This window comes from Methylocella sp., from assembly GCF_041905455.1.
Lineage (GTDB): Bacteria > Pseudomonadota > Alphaproteobacteria > Rhizobiales > Beijerinckiaceae > Methylocapsa.
In genome coordinates, this window is the sequence record NZ_JAYRLA010000014.1 from 1 (window position 1) to 25448 (window position 25448).

Annotated in this window: 20 protein-coding genes; 9 read left to right on the forward strand and 11 right to left on the reverse strand. The window is 72.2% G+C overall.

What is annotated here, in order from left to right:
* Window positions 1-308, forward strand: a 308-nt coding sequence (locus ACE3OG_RS12185) for a hypothetical protein (protein WP_374308996.1), incomplete at its 5' end; no start/stop codon positions are given.
* 443 nt (window positions 309-751) lie between these two features.
* Here ACE3OG_RS12185 and ACE3OG_RS12190 read toward each other — a convergent pair.
* From ACE3OG_RS12190 to ACE3OG_RS12200, 3 genes are all read right to left on the reverse strand, one after another.
* Window positions 752-955, reverse strand: coding sequence for a DUF1192 family protein (locus ACE3OG_RS12190; protein WP_374308998.1), 204 nt, complete (start codon window positions 953-955; stop codon window positions 752-754).
* Window positions 956-1008: 53 nt separating this feature from the next.
* Entirely contained in the window at window positions 1009-2754 is a 1746-nt protein-coding gene (locus ACE3OG_RS12195) for a PQQ-dependent dehydrogenase, methanol/ethanol family (protein WP_374309000.1), read from the reverse strand.
* A 169-nt stretch (window positions 2755-2923) separates the two neighbouring features.
* On the reverse strand, window positions 2924-3232 hold the full coding sequence (locus tag ACE3OG_RS12200; protein WP_374309002.1) for a plasmid stabilization protein: 309 nt from the start codon (window positions 3230-3232) through the stop codon (window positions 2924-2926).
* Between the two features lie 96 nt (window positions 3233-3328).
* On the opposite strand from ACE3OG_RS12200, the gene ACE3OG_RS12205 reads away from it, so the two are divergent.
* Together ACE3OG_RS12205 and ACE3OG_RS12210 are read left to right on the forward strand one after the other, a co-directional pair.
* The gene (locus ACE3OG_RS12205) at window positions 3329-4567 is read left to right on the forward strand and encodes an exonuclease SbcCD subunit D (RefSeq protein WP_374309004.1); all 1239 of its coding nucleotides are present in this window, start codon (window positions 3329-3331) and stop codon (window positions 4565-4567) included.
* Entirely contained in the window at window positions 4567-8034 is a 3468-nt protein-coding gene (locus tag ACE3OG_RS12210) for an AAA family ATPase (protein WP_374309006.1), read from the forward strand. The genes ACE3OG_RS12205 and ACE3OG_RS12210 overlap by 1 nt, the downstream gene beginning before the upstream one ends.
* Here ACE3OG_RS12210 and ACE3OG_RS12215 read toward each other — a convergent pair.
* Window positions 8031-8849, reverse strand: a complete 819-nt coding sequence (locus tag ACE3OG_RS12215) for a methyltransferase, TIGR04325 family (RefSeq protein WP_374309008.1) — start codon at window positions 8847-8849, stop codon at window positions 8031-8033. The two genes, ACE3OG_RS12210 and ACE3OG_RS12215, sit on opposite strands and share 4 nt — an antisense overlap.
* 129 nt (window positions 8850-8978) lie before the next feature.
* Entirely contained in the window at window positions 8979-9869 is an 891-nt protein-coding gene (locus ACE3OG_RS12220; RefSeq protein ID WP_374309010.1) for a metallophosphoesterase, read from the reverse strand.
* 113 nt (window positions 9870-9982) lie between these two features.
* On the opposite strand from ACE3OG_RS12220, the gene ACE3OG_RS12225 reads away from it, so the two are divergent.
* Window positions 9983-10498, forward strand: coding sequence for a GNAT family N-acetyltransferase (locus ACE3OG_RS12225; RefSeq protein WP_374309012.1), 516 nt, complete (start codon window positions 9983-9985; stop codon window positions 10496-10498).
* A gap of 28 nt (window positions 10499-10526) precedes the next feature.
* On the opposite strand, the gene ACE3OG_RS12230 is transcribed toward ACE3OG_RS12225, so the two are convergent.
* A complete protein-coding gene (locus tag ACE3OG_RS12230; RefSeq protein ID WP_374309014.1) occupies window positions 10527-12878 on the reverse strand; it encodes a tetratricopeptide repeat protein in 2352 nt (783 codons plus the stop codon).
* A gap of 206 nt (window positions 12879-13084) precedes the next feature.
* Between ACE3OG_RS12230 and ACE3OG_RS12235 the strand changes: the two genes are divergently transcribed.
* Complete coding sequence (locus ACE3OG_RS12235) at window positions 13085-14647, forward strand: autotransporter outer membrane beta-barrel domain-containing protein (protein WP_374309016.1); 1563 nt, start codon at window positions 13085-13087, stop codon at window positions 14645-14647.
* Window positions 14589-15644 carry a TraB/GumN family protein gene (locus ACE3OG_RS12240; RefSeq protein WP_374309018.1) on the forward strand — a complete coding sequence of 352 codons (1056 nt, stop codon included), beginning with the start codon at window positions 14589-14591 and terminating at the stop codon, window positions 15642-15644. Before ACE3OG_RS12235 ends, ACE3OG_RS12240 begins: the two co-directional genes overlap by 59 nt.
* 60 nt (window positions 15645-15704) lie before the next feature.
* Here ACE3OG_RS12240 and ACE3OG_RS12245 read toward each other — a convergent pair whose 3' ends face one another.
* The 4 genes from ACE3OG_RS12245 to ACE3OG_RS12260 form a co-directional block, all read right to left on the reverse strand.
* A complete protein-coding gene (locus ACE3OG_RS12245) occupies window positions 15705-17318 on the reverse strand; it encodes a hypothetical protein (RefSeq protein WP_374309020.1) in 1614 nt (537 codons plus the stop codon).
* 29 nt (window positions 17319-17347) lie between these two features.
* A complete protein-coding gene (locus tag ACE3OG_RS12250) occupies window positions 17348-17899 on the reverse strand; it encodes a hypothetical protein (RefSeq protein WP_374309022.1) in 552 nt (183 codons plus the stop codon).
* A gap of 88 nt (window positions 17900-17987) precedes the next feature.
* Window positions 17988-19004 (reverse strand): DUF4424 family protein, encoded by a 1017-nt coding sequence (locus ACE3OG_RS12255; protein ID WP_374309024.1) that lies wholly within the window; start codon window positions 19002-19004, stop codon window positions 17988-17990.
* Window position 19005: 1 nt separating this feature from the next.
* A complete protein-coding gene (locus ACE3OG_RS12260; RefSeq protein WP_374309026.1) occupies window positions 19006-19296 on the reverse strand; it encodes a PAAR domain-containing protein in 291 nt (96 codons plus the stop codon).
* A 177-nt stretch (window positions 19297-19473) separates the two neighbouring features.
* Between ACE3OG_RS12260 and ACE3OG_RS12265 the strand changes: the two genes are divergently transcribed.
* From ACE3OG_RS12265 to ACE3OG_RS12275, 3 genes are read left to right on the forward strand one after another with little or no spacing between them, the layout of a single operon-like run.
* Window positions 19474-20451, forward strand: coding sequence for an OmpA family protein (locus ACE3OG_RS12265; protein WP_374309028.1), 978 nt, complete (start codon window positions 19474-19476; stop codon window positions 20449-20451).
* Window positions 20448-22172, forward strand: coding sequence for a caspase family protein (locus ACE3OG_RS12270; protein WP_374309030.1), 1725 nt, complete (start codon window positions 20448-20450; stop codon window positions 22170-22172). The genes ACE3OG_RS12265 and ACE3OG_RS12270 overlap by 4 nt, the downstream gene beginning before the upstream one ends.
* Complete coding sequence (locus tag ACE3OG_RS12275) at window positions 22169-22807, forward strand: DUF4384 domain-containing protein (RefSeq protein ID WP_374309032.1); 639 nt, start codon at window positions 22169-22171, stop codon at window positions 22805-22807. Before ACE3OG_RS12270 ends, ACE3OG_RS12275 begins: the two co-directional genes overlap by 4 nt.
* Before the next feature lie 7 nt (window positions 22808-22814).
* Here ACE3OG_RS12275 and tssH read toward each other — a convergent pair whose 3' ends face one another.
* Window positions 22815-25448, reverse strand: coding sequence for a type VI secretion system ATPase TssH (tssH, locus tag ACE3OG_RS12280; protein ID WP_374309034.1), 2634 nt, complete (start codon window positions 25446-25448; stop codon window positions 22815-22817).

Consider the following 25448-nt stretch of genomic DNA (forward strand, 5'->3'; position numbering starts at 1 on the left):
TCTCAACAGCGCCGCAACCCGGCCAAAGAAGCCCGCCCAAGCCAGCCCAAAGCCCGAAAGCCAAAGACCAAACCCAGCCAAACCCCAAAACCAGACCACAGCGCCCGCAAGGACCCCGCCGCCCACGTTTCTCTTTCTTCCAGATGCAATTGTCAAAAAACACCGAAAACCCACGAGCAAACACCCGCGAACTCTCAGATAGAGCATATACGCTTCAAAAGCGCAAGGCCCGAAGCGACGACCTTAACTTAGCTTCACATCCAACCAGCGTCAAGAAGAAAATTCAACGAAAGCAGAATTTCCCTTGACCACAACAAGCAACCCAGAGAATCGACCCCGGATTTCTTATCGTCCCTCAAGTCAAGATCAAATCAATTCAGATTTGATCCAAGTCGAGGGAGGCCGCGTTACACACCCGACGGCGCCGGATGTCAAGCCGCATCGCGGAATTTTTTTTGCGCCGCAGAACAAAGCCGACGCTCAAAAAATTCGACCCGCTCTCCGCTCACGCCGCGAAACAGATCGCCCCGGCCAGTCAAGCCGAACGGGGAGGCTCCATTCCAAGCATACGAGGAAAAAAGCGAGACAGACCAAACGCCGCCCCTGTCAGAAAGAGCGGCGTCAAGCCCGGTGCGGAGGCTTATATGGGAGCCCTGCGGCGCGTGTCAACGTCGTTTGGCGTTTTTCTGACGGTTGCGCCGCACGACGACGACGTCTCGATGACCGGACCGCGCCAAAATCGGCGCAAGGCTCAGATCTTGAAGAAGGCGGCCGCGGCCTGCTTCGACGCCTGCTTCGCCTCCCGCGCCGCCTCGAGCCGCGCGATCTCGGCGCGCAGCAGGGCAATGCGCTCGTCGAGCTGATGCGCGGAGAGATCGTCGAGAGCCTGCCCGATCTCGTGCGCGGGCGGCCGGCGCGGCGGCGGCGCGAAAACTCCCTCGTCGTCGGCGATCATCGGCGATCCTCCCGGTTCAGGCGAGATGATAGCGCGTTTCGCCCAGGGGCGCGCTAGCGCAGCCCGAACACGGTCAGCGCGCCGCCGAGCGCGGTGTATTTCGCCAGCGCCGCGTAGACCTGCGGCGACGTCTCGTTCTCCTTTCCCCCGGTGAGGCCGGCGGCGAGCCCCGCCCCGGCCCAGCCGCCGACGCCCGAGAGGACGGCGACGTAATCGCGCCCTTCGAAGGAGAAGGCGACCGGATCGCCGACGACGCCCGACGGCGTCCTGAAGCGGTAGAGCTCCTCGCCGGTCCTGGCGTCGAGCGCCTTGAGATAGCCTTCCAGCGTTCCGTAAAAAACGACGCCGCCGGAAAGGGCGAGGACGCCCGAGACGACCGGGAAGGGCTCCTTCGCCTCCCAGGCGATCCGGCGCGCCGACGGATCCCACGCGATCAGCGCGCCCATCAGCCCGCCTTCACGGGGAAAGACCGTCGTGTCCGCTCCCGTGTAGGGCTGGCCTTGCGCGTAGTCGATGTGGAACGGCTCGAAGTCCATGCACAGACGGATCACGGGGACGTAGAACCAGCCGGTCCGCGGCGAATAGGCCGCCGGATTGGCGTTCTTGGAGCCCATCGTCGCCGGGCAGACCCCGCGCGTCACGGCGTCTTCGCCATTGGCCTGCGGCGAGAAGCGCGGATCGACGTCCGGGCGGCCGTAGCCGGGCGAAGACGGATCGAGGTCGATCGCGCGCGCCCAGTTCGCGCCCGGGTCGAACTTGTCGGCGCCAAGGAGTTCGCCGGTCGCGCGGTCGAGGATATAGACGAAGCCGTTGCGGTCGAAATGCGTGAGCAGCGGACGCGCGCGGCCTTCGACGACGCCGTCGGCGAGGATCATCTCGTTGGCCGCGTCATAGTCCCATTGGTCGTGCGGGCTGGTCTGGTAGACCCAGCGCGCGACGCCCGTATCGACGTCGCGGGCGAAGATCGCCGCGGTCCATCTGTTGTCGCCCGGCCGCTGCGCAGGGTTCCATGGCGCGGGATTGCCCGTCCCGTAATAGATCAGGTTGAGCTTCGCGTCGTAGGAGATCCTGCCCCATGGCGCGCCGCCGCCGACGCGCCACTGGTCGCCCTCCCAGCTCTTGAGGCTCGACCCCTCGCCGACGGGGCGCCCGAGCTGCGTCGTGCGGCGCGGATCGATCAGCATGTCCGCGTCGGGGCCGGTCGAGAAGGCGCGCCAGCGCAGGGCGCCGCTCGCGGCGTCATAGGCTGACAGAAATCCGCGCGCGCCATATTCGCCGCCGGCCATGCCGACGATCACCTTGTCCCTGACGACGAGCGGCGCGGAAGTTCCCGTCTCCCCCTTGGCCGGGTCGGCGTTCCTGACCGACCAGAGCGGCGCGCCGGTGCGCGCGTCGAGCGCGACGAGCGTTCCGTCGGCCTGATAAAGGAAAAGCCGCCCCTCGCCGTAGCCGAGGCCGCGGCTCACCGAATCGCAGCACATGACGGCGGCGGCCCCCGCATCCTGCCGCGGCTCGTAGCGCCACAGCACCCGCCCGTCGTGGACGAGATCGAGGGCGTAGACGACGTTCGGGAAAGGCGTGACGAGGTAGACGACGCCGCCGACGACGAGCGGCGCGCCTTCATGTCCGCGCAGGACGCCGGTCGAGAAGCTCCACAGCGGAACGAGCTCGCGCACGCTCGCGGCGTCGATCCCGCCCGAAGAGGCGGCGCGCCGGCTGGCGTAGTCGGGATCGGGGTCCGCGCCGGCCTGCGCGCCGGGCGCCGAAAGGGCCAGCGCGCACGCCAGCCCCCAGCCCATGGCGCCGCGCGTTCTTTCGCCTCGCGTTTTCGTCCGCATGTCCTTCCGCTCCGCCCGCGTCGGCGGAAGGTCGCGAAAACGCGTCTCCGGAGCAAGCCGCGAAACGGCGCGAACGGGCGCAGCGCGAGCAAAATCCCGTCAACGGGCGGGCGCGCCGCGCGGGCGAGCCTTACCCGTGCGCCCTCGCCTTGCGCGTCGCGGCCGCCTTCTTCGCGGAGGCGGAGCGTTCGGCGGCGCTGCGCGAGGCCGAGGCCTGCCCGCCCTTGCGCCCGCCGGCGTGCGCGGCCGGATGGCCCGTGTCCTTGCCGCGGCCGGAGCCGCCCGCCTTCTTGCCGCCGCCGTCGTCCTTGTTGACAGTCGCCCAGGCGCGGCGCTCGGCCTCTTTCTCCGGGACGCCCTTGGCTTCATAAGAGTCGGCGATGTGGTCCGCCTTGCGCTCCTGCTTGTCCGTGTATTTCGACTTGTCGCCGCGCGGCATGGCGCTTCTCCCGATCCGCGACGGCGCGCCCCGCGCCGTCTCGCGCCGGAACGCCGCGGCTCGCGCTCCGTTCCCCGCCAAGGCGGGAGAAGCCTGATGCGGTTCCGCTTCCTGCACGCCGCCGACCTGCATCTCGACAGCCCGCTCCTCGGCCTCAGCGCGAAGTCGCCGGAGTTCGCCGCCAGAATCGAGGACGCCTCGCGGCAGGCGTTCGACAATCTCGTCGAGCTCGCCCTCGCCGAGGACTGCCGTCTTCTCGTCGTCGCCGGCGACGCCTTCGACCGCGACTGGCGCGACTGGCGCACCGGCCGCTTCTTCGTCGAGCGGCTCGCCCGCCTGCGCGAGGGCGGCGTGAAGGTCGTCATGATCCTCGGCAATCACGACGCCCAGAACGGCCTCGCCGCGCGGCTCGAGGCGAGCGACAATTTTACGCTGTTCTCCTCGCGCTGCGCGCAGAGCGCGGTCTTCGAGGACATCGGCGCCGCCGCGCACGGGCGCAGCTTTCCCAATCGCGAGGTCGCCGAGAACATCGCGCTCGACTATCCGCCTCCCCTGCCCGGCTATTTCAACATCGGCGTCCTGCACACCTGCGCGACCGGACGCGAGGGCCATGAGCCCTACGCGCCCTGCACGGTCGAGCAGCTGCGCAACCACGGCTACCAGTACTGGGCGCTCGGCCATGTCCACGCCCGGGAGGTCCTGTGCGAGGACCCGCCGATCCTCTACAGCGGCAATCTGCAGGCCCGCCACATCCGCGAGACGGGTGCCAAGGGCGCGACGCTCGTCGAGGTCGAGGACGGCGCCGTGACGCGGCTCGAGCATCGCCCGCTCGACGTCGCGCGCTTCGCCCATGAGCGGATCGACATCGGCGCGGTCGACGGACGCGACGCGCTTTTGGCCCTCGTGCTCGAACGGGCGCAGGCCACCTGCGCCGCCGCCGAGGGGCGCGCATTGGCCTTGCGCGTGGAACTTTGCGGGGCGAGCCCGCTGCACGCCGAGCTCGTCGCCGACGCGCCGGCCCTGCGCGAGGAGATCGAGACCATGTTCGCGGCGATCTCGCCCGACCTCTGGCTCGAGAAGCTCTCGCTGCGCACGCAGGCGCTCGCGCGCGAGGCGAAGGTCGACCCGAGCGTCGCCGGCGGCCTGCGCGAGGCGATCGAGGAGCTTTTCGCGCAAGGGTGGCTAGAGGGGCGGCTGAAGGAGCGCCTTTCCCGCATCAGGGCCAAGCTGCCGCCGAACGCCCATGGCGAGGACCTGACGCGGCTCATGGAGGCCGAGGGCGCGGCGCGGGCGCGGGCGCTCGCCCTCGCGCTTCTCGAACGCGGCGACGGCTGATGCGCTTCGAGTCGCTGACCCTTGAATGCTACGGCCGCTTCGAGACGACGGAGCTGGCGTTTCCGCCGTCGGCGGGCCTTTGCGTCGTCTATGGCGCCAACGAGGCCGGCAAGAGCACGGCGCTGGAGGCGGTCGGCGATTTTCTCTACGGCGTCCATGACCAAAGCCGGCGCGCCGACACGTACGGCCCGAGCCGCCTGCGCATCGGCGCGACGCTGCGGTTCGCCGATGGAGCCCTGCGCCGGCTCGTCCGCCGCAAAGGGCGCAAAGGAACCCTGGCCGACGAGGAAGGCCGGTCCGTCGACGAAAGCGTGCTCGCCGCGGCGCTCGGCTCGACGACGCGAAAACGCTTCGCGGCGCTGTTCGGCCTCTCCCATGCGCAGTTGCGCGAGGGCGGCGAGGCGCTGATGAAGGCCGACGGCGACGTCGGCCGGCTGATCCTCGCCGCCGGCGGCGGCCTTTCCGCGCTCGTGCCGCGCGTCGAGGCGCTGGACAGGGAAGCCGACGCGCTGTTTTCCGAGCGCAAGGCCGGACATCGCAGATTCTACGCCGCGCTTGACGACTTCCAGGAGGCCGAGCGGCGACACAGGGAGACGCTGGTCACCCGCGAGCAGCACGAGAACGCGGTTCAGCGCGTCAACGCCGCCCGCGACCGCCTCAAGGAGCGCCGCGACCGCCTCGGCGCGCTGAACCGCGAGAAGCACAGGCTGGCGCGGCAGGGGCGCGTCGCCCCGACGCTCGGCGAGCTCGACATGCTCGGCGCGCGCCTCGACGCCTGCGCGTCGCTGGCGCCGCTCGGCGAAGATTTCGCGCAAGCCTGCGCCGACGCTTTCGCCGCCGAGAGACGCGCCGCGGAGAGCTTCGAGGAGGCCGATCTGCGCCTTGCGGCGCTGCAGGGGCGCATCGATGCGCTCGAGCTTCCGGCGGACCTCCTCGCCGCGCAGGAGCGGATTCAGGAGGCGGCGCGGCAGGCGACCCTCGTGCGCAAGGAGCGCGTCGACCGCGAGAAGCGGGAACGCGAGCTCGAGGCGACGCGAAAGGCGCTGGATCCGCTGCGCGCCCTCCTGAACCTGCCCGACGAGACGACGCTCGAAGCGGCGCTCCCTGCGCCCGACGCGCTCGCCGCCGCCCGTCGCCTGCGCGACGAGGGCGCGAGTATTCTCGCGCGACGAAACGCGCTGGACGAGCGCGGCCGCGCCGAGGCGCGGGCGCATACGGCGATTCTCGAACGCCGGCGCGCCCGGATCGAGGCCGGCCGCAACGCGCCGCTCGGCTTTTCTGCGGGGGATTTCGCGCCGACGCCTGGCGCCGAGACGGCGCTCGCCACGCGGCGCGACCGCCTCGCGCAGACCGGAGCGCGCCTGAAGGAGCGATGCGCCAGCCTCGGCTACGCAGATTTCGCGGCGCTCGAGGCCGACGCTTTCCCGGACGCGCAGGCGAGCGAGGCAGAAGGCGAACGGCGCGCGGCGCAGGAGGCGCGGCGCGACCGGCTCGCCGCGACGATCGAGTCCGCGCGCGCCGAGCGTGCGGCGCTCGACGCGGAAATCGGACGGCTGACCGAGGGGCGCGTCCTCGCCTCCCCCGAGGCGATCGAGGCGGCGCGCGCGGCGCGCGACGGCGCTCTCGGCGAACTCGCCGCGCGCTATGCGGACGGCGCGCAGGAGGAGCCGCGCGAAGCGCGGCTGGCTCGGGTCGAGGACGCCAAAGGGCTGGTGAGCGAGGCCGACCGTCTCGCCGACCGCCGCTCCGCCGAGGCCGAGCGCGTCGCAGCGCTGGAGCTCGCCCAGCGCAAGCGCGCCGCCGCGCTGGCGACGCTGGAGGAGGCGGCGCGCGCGCTGAAAACGCTCGACGCCGAGCGCGACGCCGTCGCGCAGACCTGGCGCGAAGCCTGGCCGGCGGCGGCGCGCTTTCCCGATCCCGGCCGGCTGCGCCGCGCCGCCGCCGCGCAGCGCGAGCTTGTCGAGGCGCGGCGTCAGACCGAGCTCGAGGCGCAGGCGCTGGCGGCGGACGAGGACGCCCACGCCGCAAGGCTCGCGGCGCTCGCCCGCGCGCAGGAGCGGCTCGGGCTCGCCGCGGACGCCCCGCTCGCCGCCCGCGTCGAGGCGACGGTCGCCGCGATCAGGACGCATGAGGCCGATTACGCCGATTTCCGCGCCGACCAGCAGGCGGCGGACGACGCGGCGCGCAAGCTCGCGGCGATCGAGGACGAGCGCCGCGCGCTCGACGAGGAGGAGGCGCGCTGGGCGCAGGCCTTCGCAATGGCCGCGGCCGCGCTCGGCGCGCCGGCGGGGGCGAGCCTCGAAGAGGTCGACGCGCTGTGCGCGCGCTGGGCCGACGCCCCGGGCCGCTTCGAGAGCCTGCGCAACACGCGCGCGCGCCTTTCCGGCATGGACCGCGACGAGAGGAACCTCGCCGAGCTCGTCGCCGCCCTCGCCGAGACCCTTGGCCGCGCGCCGGCGCCGGACGCGGCGGCCGCCGCCGAGGCGCTGGCCGCGCGCCTCGAGGAGGCGAAGGGCGTCGCTTCGCGGCGCCGCGGCCTCGAGGGCGAGCGCGCTGAGCGGATCGTCGAGCGGGACGGCGCCGCGCGCAAGCTCGCCGAAGCGCGGGACGCGCTCGAACGGTTGCGCGCCAGGGCCGGCTGCGAGGCTGAGGCCCTTTCCGCCCTCGCGGGGCGCTGCGCCGAGCGCGTCGAACTGGCCCGGCGCCTGCGCGCGCTCGAAGAAGAAATCGCGCGGCTCGGCGACGGCCTGCCGCTGGCGCAGCTTCGCGCCGAATGCGCCGGCCGCGCGGTGGACGAGGTGCGCGCCGCCGCTCAGGCGCTCGAAGCGGACGGGACCGCGCTCGAGGCCGAGGTGGAGGCGGCGCGCGCGGAGCTGCAGGACCGCCGCCGCGAGGCCGAGGCGCTGGAGGACGGGCCCGGCGTCAACGCCGCGGCGGTCGCGCGCGAGGCCGCCGCCGCGCAGATGCACGAGGCGATCGAGCGGCATCTCGAGACCGCGCTCGCCGGCGAGCTGCTGCGCGAGGCGATGGCGCGTCTGCGCGAGCGCCGCAAGGATCCGCTCGTGACGCGCGCCGGCGCGCTGTTTGGCGCTGCGACGCGCGGGGCGTTCGCGGGGGTCAGGAGCGAGGTCAGCGGAGAGGGCGAGCCGAGCGTCGTCGGGCTGCGCGCCGACGGGACGAGCGTTCCGGTCGGCCAGATGAGCGAGGGCGCGCGCGACCAGCTCTATCTCGCCTTCCGCGTCGCCAGCGTCGAGGCCTACGCCGCGGCGGCCGAGCCCATTCCCTTCATCGCCGACGACCTGCTCGTCCATTTCGACGACGCGCGCAGCGCCGCGGCGCTGGAGCTGCTGGCCGAGCTCGGCGAACGGACGCAGACGCTGCTGTTCACCCATCACCGCGGCGTGCGCGAGGCGGCCTCGGCGCTCGCCGGCTCGGGCCGCGTCGCCGTCGTCGACATCGAGCGTTAGGCGTCGTCCGCCTCGAACAGGATCCCCGTAAAGCTTTTCACATGCCGCTCGGGATGGAAGGGGATGGCGCACTCGAGCTCGTGAACCTCCCAGCGGTCGCGCACCCCGTAGCCGCGCGCGGCGAAATAGCCGAGAAACTCGTCCTCATTGTAGATTTCATAAGGCGAGACGCCGACGCCGAAATTCTGCAGCGTGAAGAACCCCGGCCCCTCGGTGAGCGGCAGCTTGTTGAGAAGCACGTGGCGCGGTCGTCCCTTGAAGCGCTCGAGCAGCGCGGCGCCGTCGCGCATGTACTGGATCGCGCCCGCCGACAGCAGAAAGTCCGGAGCCGGCGCCTGCGCCGGATCTTCGACGAAGCGCAGCGCGGCCTTCTCGTCGAGCGCCATGGCCGCGCCCTGGCGGGCGATCGCCGGCACCTCGACCACCGTCCAGTCGACTCCCTGCGGCGGCCCGAAAAAGCGGCGGTAGGCGTAATAAGCGAGGCCGACGCTGCCGCCGTAGTCGACCAGCGCCGCGCCCTCGCGCAGCAGGATATTGAGCCACATCATGACGGGATAGCTCGCCGTCTGCAGGTAGCCGAGGTTGCCGACCCAGAGCTCGGCCGCCGCGTCATTGTCCCAGCCCTCGCGGCGGTCGGCGGGAATGTCCGCGAGCGCTTCATCGTAGGAGGCGTAGACGCCGTAATAGAGGCCGGGATGGTCGCGTCGCCCGAGGGCGTAGCGCCTGTAGGCCGCCTCCGCGAAAGGCGCGCGGCGCAGCGCGGCGCCGACGCCGGTGGCGCCGAGAGCCTTCTTGGCGAGGACGTTGAAGGACATGGCTTGGCCCCGGGGCAAATGAGCGACGCGCCGACGGCGACGCTCCGACGTTAGCGTGGACGCAAGGCCAAAAGCGCAACACGACCAATCGAATTCAAGCGTTTCGCGCCGTGCGGGATCGCACGCCGCTCAGAACGACAGCGGCCCGAGCGCGCCGACGGCGCCGGCGGCGCGCACCCCGCGCGAGACGCCGGAGATCCGGTGGTCCCCGAGGCGGCCGGAGATCTCGAACAGATGATAGGCGGCGCCGTTGCGGCTTGATCCGCGCGCGGACGCGGAAGGCGCGCCGACGACCGGAATCCGGCCCGCCGGCCCCACGAAATGACGCACGCTCGCGCAATGATTGTGGCCGTGCAGGATCAGCTCCGCGCCCTGCCGGCGGATGACCTCGGCGAAGTCGCGCGCGTCGATCAGCCCGCGCGCGAGGCTCGCCGGCTCGAGCTGCGGCGGGTGATGCAGCAGCACGACGCGCACGAGGCCGGCCCGCGCGCAGTCGGCGAGCATCGCCTCCGCGCGCGCAAGCTGCGGCCTGCCGAGCCGGCCGGAGGCGATGAAGAGCGGCGTCGGCACGGCGGACGACAGTCCGATCACGGCGACGTCGCCGCGCACGCGCAGGAAGGGATAGAGCGCCTCTTCCGGCGCGTCGCCGCTCGTCCACGGGGCGAAGGAGGCCGCAAGGTCAGGCAGCGAGCCGCGCACATAGGCGTCGTGATTGCCCGGAACGAAGCTCACCGAACGCGGGTCGCCGAGCGTCTCGAGCCATTTGCGCGCGAGCTGGAACTCCGCCGGAAGGCCGAGATTGGCGATGTCGCCGGTCATCGCGACATGGTCGGGCGCCTGCGCGCGAAGGTCCGCGACGATATGGTCGAGCGTCGCCATGTCATGGACGAGATGGCGTCCGCGCCGCCAGTTCAGATAGCCGGTGGCCCGCTTGCCGAGAAGATCGCGGCGGCGCGGGCGCGGCAGGGGGCCGATATGCGGATCGGTGAGATGGGCGAGACGGAACGGCACGCGCGCCACTATCGGCGCCGGCGCCCGCGCGTCAAGCCGCGCCCGGCGTCCGCGGCTCCGCCGCGCTTTCCCGGAGCGCCGCGGCGCCCTAAGTTCACGCGCCTTTCTCCAGCCCCGACCCCATGGCCGACCTTTCCCTCATCCTCGCGCCGCAGACGCCGGGCGACGCCGTCGCCATCGAGCGCCTCGACGAGCGCGCCTTCGGGCCCGGGCGCTACGCCCGCTCCGCCTATCGCCTGCGCGAAGGCGTCGAGCCGGACTACGCCCTCTCGTTCGTCGCGCGCGTCGGCACGCTGCTCGTCGGCGCGAACCGCATGACGCCGATCCGCTGCGGCGACGCGCCGGCGCTGCTGCTCGGGCCGCTGACCGTCGATCCCGCCTTCCGCTCGGGCGGCATCGGCGAGGCGCTGGTCGTGAAGTCGCTGGAGGCGGCGCGCGCGGCCGGGCACGCCCTCGTGCTGCTGGTCGGCGACCCGCCCTATTACGAGCGCATGGGATTTCGCCCCGTCCCGCCCGGGCGGCTGCGCTTCATCGGCCCTGTGGACCCGGCCCGCCTGCTCTATTGCGAGCTTGTCGCCGGCGCCCTCGCAGGCGCGGGCGAGCGCGTGCGGCGCGCGCCGGAGCGTCCGACGGCGTGACGCCACGGCGCACGGTATATCGCGCGGCTCATTTCGTCACGAAATAGAACGCCTCGCCCGGCAGCGAGCCGTAGGTGAACGGCTCCTGGCGCTGGCGCGTCGCCGTGCGCACCTCGTCGCGGATCTGGCGGAACAGCATGTTGATCTCGAGCCGCGGCTTGACCACGTTGCGCAGGAAAGCCTCGGCGAAGGGGCTGTGCTCGCCGTCGCCGTCCTGCGCCACCTGGCCGTCGCGGGCGGCGTAGGCGACGAGCGTGCCTCCTTCCGGCTCGACGCGGGCGAAGCCGCGCCCGATCGAGCGCGTCGCCATCGTCCGCTGCATGCGCGCGGCGAACGGGTTGTCGCGGCAGGCGTCGAGGATCACGAGGCGCAGCTTCTTCGCCCGCTCGGCGGCGTTGAGCACGCGCTCCAGCGTGATCGCCTCGTCCTGCACGTCGCGGTCGGCGGCGAGCTTGGCGTCCACGGGAATGAGATAATTGACGCCGCCGAGCTCGATCCCGTGTCCGGCGTAATAGACGACCGCCCAGTCGGCGCTCGCCGCCCTGTCCTCGAAGGCGCGCAGCGCCGCGAGGAATTTGGCGCGGGTGAGGTTCGTCTCCTCGAACACCGTCTGGAAGCCGACGTTGCGCAGCGCCTGCGCCACCGCCTTGGCGTCGCGCTGCGGATTGGGCAGCCGGGCCACAGCCTCATAGTCGGAGTTGCCGATGACGAGGGCGACGCGCTCGCCGGGCGGGGCGAGCGGCGGGCTCTTGGCCTGCGCCTCCTCGGCCAGCGCCTTGGCGCGCGCCTCGATCTCGGCCGATACGCGCGCCTCGACCTCGGCTTTCGCGCGCCGCTCGAACTCGGCCTTGGCCTTGGCGTCGGCCTCGGCGAGCGCGCGCGCCTGCGCCGCGAGCTGAAGCTCGAGGCGCGCCTGCGTCGCCTGCGTCGCCGCCTTGGTGCGCGCCTCGACCTCGGCCCTGATGCGCGCCTCCGCCGCCGCCGCCTCGCGCTCGGCCTGAGCCTTGGCCTGCGCGTCGCGCTCGGCCTGCGCATGGGCTTCGGCGGCCTGTTGCGCCGCGCCGGCCGCCGCCGTCTTGGCGCTCGCGGCCTCGGCCGCGGCGAGCGCGGCGAGCCGGGCGCGCGCGAGGCTCTGCGCCGGCCGCGCGATCGCCGCCTCGGCGTCCGCGGAAAGGCCCAGCGCCTTCTCGTAGTCGGCCCGCGCCTTGGCCGTCTGGCCGAGCTTCTCGTAAGCCTGCCCCCGCCCGGCGAGCGCCGGCGCGAAATCGGGAGCGACGCGCAGCGCGTCGGAAAAATCGGCGAGCGCCTTCTCGCCCGCCTCGCGCGCGAGCTCGACGTCGCCGCGGAAGGCGAGGGCGAGGGCCGAGCGCGGATTGAGCGCGAGCGCGCGGTCGAGGTCGTCGAGCGCGCCGGAAAGATCGCCGGAAAGGCGCTTCATGCGGCCGCGCTGGGCGTAGGCGAGGTCGTATTTCGGCCGCAGCAGCAGCGCTTCGTCGCAGTCGGCCATCGCCGGATCGAGCCGGCCTTCGTCGGCGTAGACGAGGGCGCGGTTGACGTAGGCTTCCGGCGTCGCGGCGAGGCTCAGCGCCCGGTCGGCGTCGGCGAGCGCCGCGTCGAAGTCGCCCTTGAGGCGCAGCGCCTCGCCGCGATGGCTGAAGGCTTCCGCGTTGTTCGAATCGGCCTTGAGCGCCGCGCCGTAGCCCTCCAGCGCGCCGGCGACGTCGCCCTTGGCGAGCAGCGCGTCGGCGCGCTGGACGTAGCCCCGCGCCTCGCCCGGCGCGAGCCGGATGAATTCGTCGAAGTCGGCGAGCGCGCGGTCGAACTGCTTCTTGAGATAGCGCGCCTGGCCGCGGTTGTAGAAAGCCTTGGCGAACTTGCCGTTGAGCTTGATCGCGCGGTCGTAGTCGGCGATGGCGCGGTCGTATTCCTCGCGATTGACCAGCGCCGCGCCGCGCGCGTTGTAGAGGTCGGGCGATTTCGGGTCGAGCCTGATCGCCTGATTCAGGTCGGCGACCGCCCCCTCGAAATCGCCGTCGATCTGGCGGGCGAGGCCGCGGTTGCGGTAGGCGTCGGTGAAATTGGGGTCGCGGTCGAGCGCGCTCGAGAAATCCTTGACCGCCCCGGAAAGGTCGCCCTTGCGCGCCTTGGCGACGCCGCGGTTGTTGTAGAGCGAGGCCGCGCCCGCCCCGTTCCGGTCGGCGTCGATCAGCCGCGTGCAAGCGGGGATGCCAAGATCCGGGTCGGCGAGCGAGCGTCCGCACACGGCGAGGTCGCCCTCGAGCGCTTGCGCGCCCGTCACGGGAAGGAGCCCCGCGGCGGCGAGCGCCAGCGCGAGAAGCGCGGCGGCGAAAAGCGCGAGAGTGTTGCGCCTGGCGATCATGGCTCGTGCTCCGGGCCGCGGGGCGGCCGCGCCCCGCGAACGGCACCCTGCGGCGCCTGGCGGCGCCTCGCGGTGCGCCGTTGCACGCGCGTGAATTCTTGACGCGCCGTTCAAGCAGGCGGCGAGTTTACGCTCGCCTTGTTGCGCCCACAACACAGATGGACGCCGCTTTCTGCGCTAGAGTGCGAGCAGGCGGGGGCTTCGACATGAACGGCAGGATCACCATCGGCGTCGCGGGCGCGGCCGCGCTCTGGTTCGCGGGGCTCGGCGCGGCGCAGGCCGGCTCGCTCTGTCCGGCGAGCGTCTCGCAGACGGTGACGAAATCCCGGCTCGTCTGCGTTCAGCGCGACCCGTCGAGCGGCCAGTGCCTGCGGCAGGAGACGCAATTCTACCAGACGCAGGTGACCTATACGGGCGTCCAGCTGCAGAACGGCCTGTGCACCAACAACGGGCGGGGCGATCCCGATCCCGCCGCCTTCTCAGGCGCAGCGCTGGCGAGCCAGGCGTTGAGCGAGCTGTCGCAATCGACGACGCAGGAGACCGCGCGCAGCGCCGAAAACTCGATCGCCGGCCGGCGCGAGGAGGAGACCAACCGCTGCGCCGAGGGCTTCCGGCGCGTCGACGGCGCCTGCGAGCCTGTCGCGCCTCCGGCGCAGGAGCCTGCGCCGCCGCCCCCGCCGAAGCCGGCGAAAGCCGCCTCGAAGAAGAGCGCGAAAAAAGCCGCGCGCGCCGCGCCGGAGCCGGCCGCGCCCGCCCCGCGCGTCAGCTACGCGCGCCCGGCGGTCGTCAGCAAGGACGGCCCGGTTCCGCCGCCGATCGAGGCGCCCGCCCGCTACGGCGTCTGGGCCAACGTCTTCGGCGGCTACGAGAGGCGCGACGCCTCCGCGCCCGGCAGCGTCTACGGCCCCGATTTCAACGCCGGCGCGCCGGTCGGGATCGAGACCTACGTCCAGTCGAAGACCGGCACCGTCGGCTTCCAGACCGGCTTCGACTTCACTTCGCGCGGCCTGTTCGCGCCGACGGACGGCATGATCGTCGGCGTGCTCGCCGGCTATTTGTCCTCGACGCTGAACCTCGACACGCAGACGGCGTCCTCCTCTCCCGACATCGTCGGCGGAAGCTCGACGCATCTGCACGCGAGCCTGCAGGGCGCGACGCTCGGCGCCTACGCCACCTATTTCAACGGCCCCTTCTCGGCCGATCTCCTCGCCAAGTTCGACCTCCTGAGCCTCGACCAGAACTTCAACGACAATCTGGCCTTCGGCGGCCCGGCGGGACCGTTCAACGTCGCCTTTTCCGGCTCGGGCTCGACCAGCCTCACCGTCTCGACGGTCGCTGGAAACCTCAACTACCGCTTCACGCTGCAGCCGAACCTGTGGCTCGAGCCGACCGTCGGCGCGCAGTTCACCTGGCTCGGCTACGGCGGCGGCGCGCAGGCGCTCGGCCTTTCGGACGGCAACCAGATCATGGTGCAGGGCGGCGCGCGGGTCGGAACCTCCGGCGTCTTCGAGAACGTCAAGGTCGCCACGACGCTGACCGGCCTCGCCTATTCCGACGTCGCCGTCAACGGCGGCTTCATCGCCGGCGCCGCGGCCAACGGCAACAACATCCTCGCCGACGCCGACCGCGGCCAGGTGCGCGGGCGCGGAATCCTCGCGTTCAACTTCGATTTCGGCCAGGGCCTGACCTCGTTCATCGCGGGCGACCTCTATGGCGGCCAGGGGCTTTTCGGCGCCGGCGGCAAGGCGGGCCTGCGCTACGAGTGGTGAGCGGCGCCAGAAATTCCTGGCCGCCATCCTCGCCGCGACGCTGACTTTACTCTCCTGCGCGCCAACCGGCGCACTCGCCGCCTGCGCCGGACGCGACCTGCTGCCGCTGATCGCCGAGCGCGCGCCCGCCGCTTTCGCCGCCCTTGAGGCGGAGGCGGCGCGCACGCCCTTCCGCCACGGCGCCCTGTTCAGGGTCGCCTACCCGGGCGCGCCGCCGTCCTTCGTGTTCGGGACGCTCCACCTCTCCGATCCGCGCGCGGCGCCTGCATCCGCCGCCGCCGCGCTGGCGCGCTCGCGCGCGGTCCTCGTCGAGACGGTCGAGGACGGGGCGCGGCTGCACCGCCTGCCTCCCGCGCGCGCCCTCGCCCTGCGCGCCGCGCTGCGCGCCGGCTCCGGCGAGCGCGCGCGGGACCTCCTCGACGCCGACGCCCTGAGGCGGCTCGCGGCGCTGGGGCGCGCGGCGGGCTTCGCGCCGCAGGCGGTCGCGGACATGAAGCCCGCCGCGCTCGCCCTCGTCCTCGACCTGCCGCCCTGCGCGCGCGCCGCCGACTACGCCGACGCGTGGATCGCCGCCGCCGCGCGGGCGCGCGGCCTGACGCCGGTCGGCCTCGAGACGCTCGCCGAGCAGATAGAGGCGCTCGGCCCGCTCGACGCCAGGACGGCGACGGCGCTGCTCGAGGCGACGCTGAAGCAGGCGAGCGCCGGCGAGGACATCGTCGAGACGAGCCTTATCCTCTACGCGCGGGGCGATCTCGGCGCCCTGCTCGCCTTCATGCGCATGGGCGAGCCGCTTCCGGGCGTCGCCGGCTCCGGGACGCCGCCCGAATTCCTCGACCTTCTCATCGACAGGAGAAGCGCGCGCATGGCGGAGCGCGCCGCGCCCTACCTGAAGGCGGGCGGCGCTTTCCTCGCCGTCGGCGCGGCGCATCTGCCGGGCGAAAAGGGGCTTCTGCGCGACCTCGAACGGCGCGGCTTCTCCGTCGAGCGGGCCGACTGAAAGACGAGCTATTCCTCGGGGCAGGTGTTCGGCGCCTCGGGCGGCTCCGGCGTCGACTGATCAGTCGGCCAGCGCCCGGAAGCGGCGCGGCTCGTAGCCGCGCTGCATCAGCGCCGCGAGCGGATAGACGTTGCGGCACACGCGGCCCTGGCAGGCGCCGGGGGACGCCTCCAGCACCTCCGCCTTGCGGTCGGGCGTGAAGCCCATGAACAGCATCACATGCGAGCCCGGCTTGTTCAGCGCGTCGCCGGGCTTCAGCTCCCACGGATCCGCCACCTGCGACGTGATCGAGGGAATCGCCAGCGTCGTGAAATGGGTCGAGAGGCCCCAGGCGGCGCTGACGAAGGACGAGCAGTCGACGCCGACCACATCGCGGCGCGGCGCGTCGCGCGTGCAGACGTTGCCGGCGAGCGCGCCCTTCGCCACCCGCGCCGCGAACTGCGGCAGCGAGCCCTGGCAGCCCCAGCAATAAGGCACGCCGCGCACCTCCTGTCCCGCCCGCCCGGCGAGATAGGGCGGACGGCGCACACGGTTGAATCCCGAGCACGGCGCGTCCGGGTCGCCGCCATAGGAGGTCGGCCCCACCCGCCACGTGAAGGCCTCGAAGGCGCGGCCGGTCTCGACCACGCTCGCCCGGGTCAGCGGGCGCACCGCGGCGATGGCGCCCTTGCCGAGCTTCGCCAGCGCCGCGTAATCGACGGCGGCGGCGCGCGCGGCGACAGCCTCGCCGCGCTTCATCGGCGTGAAGCCGACGCCGATCACGTCGACGACGCCCTTGCGCGTGCGCAGGAAAAAGACCTCCCCGTCGGGCGAGACGGTGACGAAGCGGCGCGACAGGGCGAGGCTCGGCGTCAGCGGCAGCTCGTAGACGCCCTCGAAGGCGCCGCCCGGCGCGAAGCGCGCGACGAAGGTCGCCGCGCCGAGGCCGGCGAACTCCGGGATGATCTCGGCGAGCGCATACATGCGCCCAGCCCTGTCGACGTCGAGGAATTCGATCGAGCCGAACTTCGCCTGCGCCTTCATCGCCAGGCTGGCGAAAGCCTTTTGCGCGCCCTTCTCGTAAAGCGCGAGGCGCGCGCCCTTTCCGTCTCCCTCGAGGCTGACCGCGGCCTCCACCATGCCGCGCCCGCGGGTGGCGACGAGCTGGCGCGCGCGCGCCGGCGCGATCGCCCGCGTGCGCCCGTCCGCGCCGTCCTCGATCTGCGAGCCCGTCTGCGCGAACATCGAGCGCGCCGCCTCGAGGTCGTCGCCGCCCTCGGACAGGCTGCGGGTGAGCCCGCCTCCCTTCGCCTCGAGCGCGATCGGCTTGCCGTCCCAGACGTAGACGGCGCCCTGCGCGACGACGAGGTCGGTCGGCTCGACGCCCTCCGGCAGCACCAGCGAGCGCGTGCGCTCCGGCGCCTTGGCGTCGAAGTTGAGGACGCGGCCGTTGACCTGGTCGAGCAGGTAGATCGTTCCGTCGTCGGCGGCCGAGATCGCCTGCGGCCCGTCGATCTCGGTGTCCTCGGAGGCGTCGACGACGCCGACCGACTGCGGCCCCGCGCCGGCCGGGAAGGCGCGCAGCACCGTCTCGCGCGCGGCGGCCGGCGCGTTCTCCTGCGCACCCCCCTGCGCGAAGCCGCGGGCGGGCGCGAGCGCGAGAACGAGGATAAGGAGAAGACTGCGCGAAATCATCGTCGCCGACTGGCTTGCGGCCGCGCTGGCTAAAGCACGGGGCCGGAAATCTTGACCTGGGAGGACTTTCCCTGCGGGCCCTGCGAGAAGGTCTTTTCGTCGAACGGCCCCATTTCCAGGAAATACACCCGCCCCTTGATGTCCTGCCCGGCGCGCGGCGGCATGTCGTCCTGCTGCATGCCGAAGGGAAAGCTGACGATCTCGCCCGCCTTGGTCTTGAGGTCGGATATGCGGCAGCCCATCAGCCGTCCTCCCTGCTGCGCGTCGAAGGAGAGCGTCGCGACCGTTCCCTTGTCGGCGTCGGCGAGGCCGTCGAGGCCGATCTTCTTGTGGAACGTGTGCGGGATCATCCGGCCGACGTCGGCGCGGAAGCCGAACGGATCGTCGATGATCCACACGTCGGTCGAGGCGCACTCCTTCTGCGCCTTGGCGCCAGGCGTCGAGGAGAACATGTACCAGGCGATCTTCGACTTATCCTCGGCGATCATCGCGAACACGACGCGGATCTTGCCGCCGCCGCCGCACTCGACCTCGAAGCCCGTGAGGCCGGTCAATTTGTAGAGCACCGTATCGTCGCCCATGGAAGCCTCCATCCCGGCTCCGCGAGCCGCATCCCGAAGGACGAGCCTGCGCGAGGACGGCGCGCGCCTCCGTGCGCGCCGGCACGGGTCAATCGCGTCCGACGAGCAGGATCTTCAGGTCGCGCGTCGGCGTGAAATTCTCCGCCTGCGCCTCGAAGGCGGTCGGCGAGACTTTCCGCACATTGTCGAAGCAGAAGCTGACCAAGCGGTCGGGCCGGCCCTTGTCGACATGCAGGCGGAAGCTCTTGACCGGCCCGGCGGAAGCCGCGCCTTGCGTCAGGGCGTAGGCGATGCGGCGCTCCTTCAGCCGCGCCTCGTTGGCCGGCGAGGCGCCGGCGAGCTTGTCGAGGCTGCGGAAGAAATCCTCATTGAGGCAGTAGTCCTTGCGGTAGCGCTCGACCATGGGCGAGATCGCGTCCGTCTCGCGCAGCCCCTTGCGCAGCGGCGTGTCGGGGCCTCCGCCAAGGCTCGTCCTGTAGCGATGCTCGACCTCGACCGCGGCGCCCGGCGCGAACACATGCTTGCGGGTGAACACGGTGGCGAGCGTCCAGGTCGGACCGTAGATCGGCGCGCCGGCCGCGTCCGCGCCGAGCTGGGTGAGAAGCCCGGCCTCAAGGAGGCGCGCGCGCGCGTCGGGCGCAAGCCCGGCGAGGCGGGCTCGCGCGTCCGCGCCGATCAACGCCGCCGGCAGCCCCGCCGCCTTGAGCTCGCCCGTGACGTCGCGCCCGTCGAGCAGAGCGCGTTGCGCCCCGTCGAACCTCACCGGCCTGCCGTCGACGCTGGCGTGGAAATCGACGAAATTGAGCGGGTCGGACCCCGGGATCGCATAGTCGGCGTCGGCGTCGGAGAGGTCGATGTCGGGCAGGGCGAATTTCAGCGCCAGCGTGACCGGCGCCGGCGCCCTGCTGACGACGCGATAGGCGACCGACACCCTGTCCGGGGAGATCGACAGCGTCTCCTCCTCGATCGAAACGTCAGGCGAGCGCGCGAGGACGAGCCCGCCGACGGGAAGCTCGATCGAGCCTTCGTCGGCGCGGGCGGCGGACGACGCGAGCGCAAGCGCGAGCGCCGCGGCGGCCGCTCGCGGAAGGGCCGCGCCCGCCACGCTAGCCGCCGATCATGACGGTCGGCATTCCGCCGACGATCACCCCGCCATGGACGGTCATGTCGCCGATGCGCGCCGCCGGCAGCCCGTTGATCATCACCGTGGTCGAGCCCATCGCGATCATGTCGGGCGGCCCGACGCAGACGGCGACGTCGGTGACGCGCGCGGCCGGCAAGGCGCCGATCAGCACGGTCACCGCCCCCGGCGCGACGATGGGGCCGCCGACATGCGGCACGAGCACGGTGACGGCCGGACAGACATGGGGATCGGTGAGGCGGGCGGCGGGAGGCATTCTCGAAACCCCTCTTGAGGGAAGCGCCTTGCGCATCTGGCGCACGCCCGAGCGGGCGGCGCAACGGTTTTATTCAAATCGCGGGGGCGCGCCGGAGGGGGTGCGGGCGCGCACCGCGTCTTGCCGGCGCGCGGCGTTGAAGTAGAATTGAGAGGCTCGCGCGCATGCGGGCCGCCCATGTCACGGGTCGTCGTCATGAGCCTTCCGCCGCCAGGCCGCCGCGCCGCGCTGAAGCAGGGCGCGGCAGCCGCCCTTTTCTCCTTCTTGCTCCCCCTCGCGCCCGTCGCCGCGCAAACCCCCTGCGCCGATCGGATCGAGGCCTTCAACCGCGCCGTCGACGCCGCGCCCGACGACAAGGCGCAGGCCGGCGTCGACGCGCTCGTCGCCGATCCGCGCTGCGGCGGCTTCGTCATCCCGGCGCAGCGGCGCCTCGCCGCCGCCCGCCTAGCGCGCGCGCAAAAACTGCCCGCCGGCGCCGACGATCCTTATTATCTGGCGCTCGTCATGGAGGCCGACAAGCCGGCGGTGCTGTGGCAGGCCGCGGCGACGCTGGCGGAATCCGCGTTCGCGCGGCGCAGCTTCGCCGAGGCGGCCAAAAACTTCGACCGCGCCATCGACATCGTCGGCAATGAGACGATGACGCCGAAGGCGCCGCCACGCGAGACGATCGAGGGGCTGTTCAAGCGCGCCGCGGCGGCGCGGCTTCTCGCCGTCAACATGGGCCAGCGCCTCTACGCCGCCGCCGCGACGCGCGACGGCAAGCTCGGCGGCCTCTACGCGCCGCGCGTGCGCGGCGTCGAGCCGCGCGCCGTGCCCATGCCGATCACCTTCGACTACCGCTCGGCGAACCTGACCGAGCAGGGACGGCAGTCCGCGGCCGAGCTCGCGCGCGCGATCAGGGAGCAGCGCCCGGACGCCGTGCGCCTCGTCGGCCACACCGACCCGCGCGGCGGCCCCGACTACAACCAGAAGCTCTCGGTGGAGCGCGCGCAGGCGGTCGCCGCCTTCCTCAAGGAGAACGACGTCGAGGTCCCGGTCGAGCCGGAAGGCGTCGGCGCGCGCGAGCCGCTGGCGCTCGACGACATGAGCGGATTGAGCCAGGAGGACGTCTACGCGCTCGACCGGCGCGTCGAATGGCGGCGGGACGCGCCATGAGGCCGCGCGCGCGCCGCGCCCTTCTCGCCGTCGCGGCCTGGCTCGCCCTCGCCTCGCTCCCGGCCGGCGCCGCGGCGCAGGACCTGACAGCGAAGAACTTGACGGCGCAAGCCGAGCTGCGCAACCCTTCCGCCGTGCACGCCATCGTCGTCGGCGTCGACCGCTATGCGGGGCTCCCGCCGCTGCGCGGCGCCGTCGCCGACGCGCGCGACATCGAGGCCTCGCTGCGCCGGCTCGGCGTCACCGACGTCGCCGCGCTTTATGACGAGGCCGCGGACCGCGACTCGGTGCTGAAGCGGGTCTTCGACCTCAGCGCGCGCGTCGGACGCGGCGACCTCGTGATCCTGTCGATCGCCGGCCACGGCGCGCTCGAGCCCGAGCTCGTCAAGGGCTCCGAGCCCGACGGCAAGGACGCGGTGTTCCTGCTTTCGGGCTTCTCGCCGTCGGGGCCGGGCACGCGCCAGCGCATCATCGACAAGGAGTTCAACCACCTCATCAAGATCTTCGAATCGCGCGGCGCGCGCGTCGTCTTCGTCGCCGACTCCTGCTTCGGCGGCGGCCTCGCCCGCTCTGTCGATCCGCGCGGCGGCGACGTCGTCTACCGCTCCGTCCCCGCCTACGCCGTCACCGACGACGAGCTGAAGCCCGTGTCGAGCGCCGCCGACGCCTATGCGAGCGAGGTCGACTTCACCCGCTCGATCTTCCTCGCCGCGGTCGACAAGAGCTCGAGGGCGCCGGAGATCAGGTCGCCCGACGGCGAGGGCTTTCGCGGCGCGCTGAGCTACGCCTTCGCCCGCGCGCTGGAGGGCGCGGCCGACGCCGACGGCGACGGCGTCGTCACCGTCGACGAGCTGTTCTCCTATGTGCGGCAGGCCGCCTACCAGCTCTCCGACCAGCGCCAGACGATCGTTTCGGCGAGCCCGCCGACGCTCAAGGCGGCGAGCGAGCCGGTGGTCGAGCTCTCGCGCGGCGTGACCGTTCTCGGCCCTCCGGGGCCGGCCCGCGTCGCTCCGGCGCAAGACCGCGTCACGACGACTCAAGACCGCGTCGTGACGGCGGAAGCGGCGCCGGGAGCGCCGGCGCTGTCCTCTCAGCGGCCGGTGCGCCTCGCCGCGCTCGACGGCTTGCCGGAGGCGTTCGACGGGGTCGCCCCGCGCGAGGCGCGCTTCGAGGTCGTCACGCCGCGCCAGTCGCCCGAGCTCGTGTGGGACCGCAAGACCGGCGACGTCATCGCCGCCGGCGACGTCGTGGCGCGCGAGATCGCGCGCGAGGATCTGCCCGGCGTCGTCGACCGCACCGCCGCGGTGCGCGCCCTGAAGGCGATGTCGGCGAGAGCCCTGCAGGACGTCGCCCTCTCGCCCGACAGCCGGACGCATCGCGCCGGCGCGGTCGTCGAGGCCGTCGTCGGCGACCTCTCGGGGCGCTCGCTCGTCCTGTTCGACATCGCCGGCGACGGCGCTCTCACGCTGCTCTATCCGCGCGAGGCCGGCGAGGCGCAGGCCGTGGACAAGGCGCAGTTCCGCCTGCCGATCCGCGTGCGCGCCCCGTTCGGCGCCGACCAGCTCGTCGCCGTCACCGGCGACGCGCCGATGCAGGCCCTCGCCGAGACGCTGCGCCGGCTCGACGGACGCAGGGCGCCGGCGCAGGCTCTGCGCGCGGTCGCGCAGAACATGAGGCCCGACATGCGGATCGGCTCGATCGGCGTGTTCACCGCGCCATGACAGCGCGAGGACGCCTCGCCGCGCTCGTCGCCGCCGCGCTCGCCTGCGCGCCCCAGCCGCCGCGCGCGCAAGAGGCGAATCCGGGAGCGACCCGCGCCGTCACCATCCTCGCGCCGCGCGAGGCCCCGGCGCCCGGCGCCGACAATCCGGCCGGGCTCAACGTGGAGATCCTGCCGGGGGAGCGCTTTCCGCTCGGCGCGAAGGTGACCTTCCGCGTCGGCGCGCGCAAGTCCGGCTATCTCATTCTTCTCGAGGTCGACGCCTCGGGCAAGGTCACGCAGCGCTTCCCGAACCTCTATTCGATGGCGCTGCCTGCGGGGGCGAATGACAAGTCCAATCTCATAACGCCCGCGCGGCCGACGCTGATCCCGAACCGCCTCAATCCCTTCGCCGCGTTCGAATATGTCGCCGAACCTCCCGCCGGCGCGGGCTTCTTCGCGGCGCTGCTGAGCCCACGGCCGGTGCAGTTCGTCGACCTTCCCGACGTGCCGCAGCAGCTTCTTGGAACGCCGCAGGCCGAAGCCTTCCTGATCGAGGAGGCGCGCCGCCTGCGCGTCGTCGGGCGCGACGACAAGAGCGCGCCCGCCGACCCCGGCTGGTCCTTCGCCTTCGCGCCCTACGCCATCACGCCCTGAGCGAGCCTCACGTCCACTCGTAGGCGAAGCCGCCGTCCGGCGCCGCCAGCACCCGCGCCGCGCGCGGCGCGTCCTTGGCCAGCGCGCGCTTCAGGAATTCGCGCGAGAGCGCCGGCAGCAGCGTGCCGGTGACGATCTCGTCGACGATGCGGCCACCCGAATCGGGATTGTCGCACATCGCCGCGATGCGCTCGACGACGGCCTCGTCATAGGAGAAGTCGGCGTCATGCGCCTCCCGCACGCGCCGGCCGACGCGCGAAAGGTTGAGCCGCACGATGCCCTTCAGCATGTCGGGCGACAGCGGCAGATAGGGAATGACGACGAGGCGTCCGAGCAGCGCCGGCGGAAAGACGTCGAGCAGCGCGGGCCGAAGCTCGCTCGCCAGCGCCTGCGCGTCTCCGTCGAAGGACGGATCGCGCGCGCGGCGCATGATCACGTCCGTGCCGACGTTCGACGTGAGGATGATGAGCGTATTCTTGAAGTCGATCCTGCGCCCCGTTCCGTCCTCCATCACGCCCTTGTCGAACACCTGGAAGAACAGCTCGTGGACGTCGGGATGCGCCTTCTCGATCTCGTCGAGCAGCACCACGCTGTAGGGCTTCCTGCGCACGGCCTCGGTGAGGCGCCCGCCCTCGCCATAGCCGACGTAGCCGGGCGGCGCGCCCTTGAGCCCGGAGACCGTGTGCGCCTCCTGGAACTCCGACATGTTGATCGTAATGACGTTCTGCTCGCCGCCGTAGAGCGCCTCGGCCAGCGCCAGCGCCGTCTCGGTCTTGCCGACGCCCGAGGGGCCGCACAGCATGAAGACGCCGATCGGCTTGCCGGGATTGTCGAGCCCGGCCCTGCTCGTCTCGACGCGCCTGGCGATCATCTCGAGCCCGTGCGACTGCCCGACCACGCGCTTGTTGAGAATCTCCGGCAGGCGCAGCACGTTCTCGATCTCGTCGCGCACCATGCGCCCGACCGGAATCCCGGTCCAGTCGGACACCACGGCGGCGACGGCCGGCGCGTCGACATGGGCGTAGACCATGCGCTTTTGCGCCTCGACGCCCGAAAGCGCGGCGAGCTTTTCGGCAAGCGCGGCGCGCGTCCCAGCGTCGTCCCCGTCTTCGGCGAGCCTGGCGCGCAGGGCCGAAATTTCGGCCATCAACGCGCGCTCCCTCGTCCAGTCCGCCTCGAGCTCGCCGGCGCCGGCCTCGAGCGCGGCGAGCTCCGTCTCGATCGCGCCGACCCGATCCTCGTTCGTCGCGCCGAGATCGGCGTCGGCGAGCAGCGCCGCCTTCTCCGCCTGGAGCGCCGCCGTCTTCGCGCGCGCGTCGGCGAGCGCGGCGGGGACCGCGTTCTGGCTGATCGCCACGCGCGCGCAGGCGGTGTCGAGCAGGCTCACCGCCTTGTCGGGAAGCTGGCGCGCCGGGATGTAGCGCGACGACAGGTTGACGGCGGCGACGATCGCGGCGTCGGAGATGCGCACGCCATGGTGCTTCTCCATCGGCGCCAGCGCGCCGCGCAGCATGACGCAGCAGCGCTCGACGTCGGGCTCGCCGACCTGCACCGGCTGGAAGCGCCGCGTCAGCGCCGGGTCCTTCTCGATATGCTGGCGATATTCGCTCCATGTGGTGGCGGCGATGGTGCGCAGGGTTCCGCGCGCCAGCGCGGGTTTAAGGATGTTGGCGGCGTCCCCCGTCCCCGCCGCGCCGCCGGCCCCGATCAGCGTATGCGCCTCGTCGATGAACAGCACGATCGGCGTCGCGCTCGCCTGAACCTCGTCGATCACCGCCCGCAGCCGCTGCTCGAACTCGCCCTTCATCGAGGCGCCGGCCTGCATCAGCGTCACGTCGAGCGCATGGATGCGCACGCCGCGCAGGGCGGGAGGAACGTCGCCGGCGGCGATCTTCAGCGCGAGCCCCTCGACGATCGCGGTCTTGCCGACGCCGGCCTCGCCGGTGAGGATCGGATTGTTCTGGCGCCGGCGCATGAGCACATCGACGATCTGGCGGATCTCGTCGTCGCGGCCGAGCACCGGATCCAGCTCGCCGCGCTCGGCTTTCGCGCTCAAATCCTGCGAGAAGCGCGCGAGCGCCGTCGCCTTGTTCGCGCCCTGCGCCTCGGCGCCGGGCGTTCCCGCTGCGGCGACGCCGGAGCCGTCGATCGGACGCAGGCTCTCCTCGTCCGATCCGGCCCACAGCGCGCGATGCTCATTGGTCGGCGCGTCCTCGGGAATCTTCCTGAATTGGTCCGAGATCGAGACGAACGCTCGACGCATCTCCGGCGACTTCATCGCGCCGGCGAGAAGATGGCCCGTGCGGATCTGGGTTTCCCCGAAATAGAGCGTCGCGAAGATCCAGCCCTGCTCGAGCAGGTCGAAGATGCGTCTCGAGACGTCGGGCATCTCGGTCTCGTTGCGGCGCAAGGCGCCGGCCGCGCGCGAAAGGTCCGCGGCGAGCCGGCCCCGGTCGATCTTGAAATGATCGGCCGTCAGCGCGAGGTCGCACCGGTCGTTCTGCAGGATATGCGTCAGCCAATGGACGAGCTCGACGTTGCGGTTGCCCGCGCCCTTCGCCTGCCGCAGCGCCTGCATGAACGTCTCGTAGCCGATCCGGTTGAGCTTGCCGGCCATGGCCTCGAGGCTGATGTCGGCCAT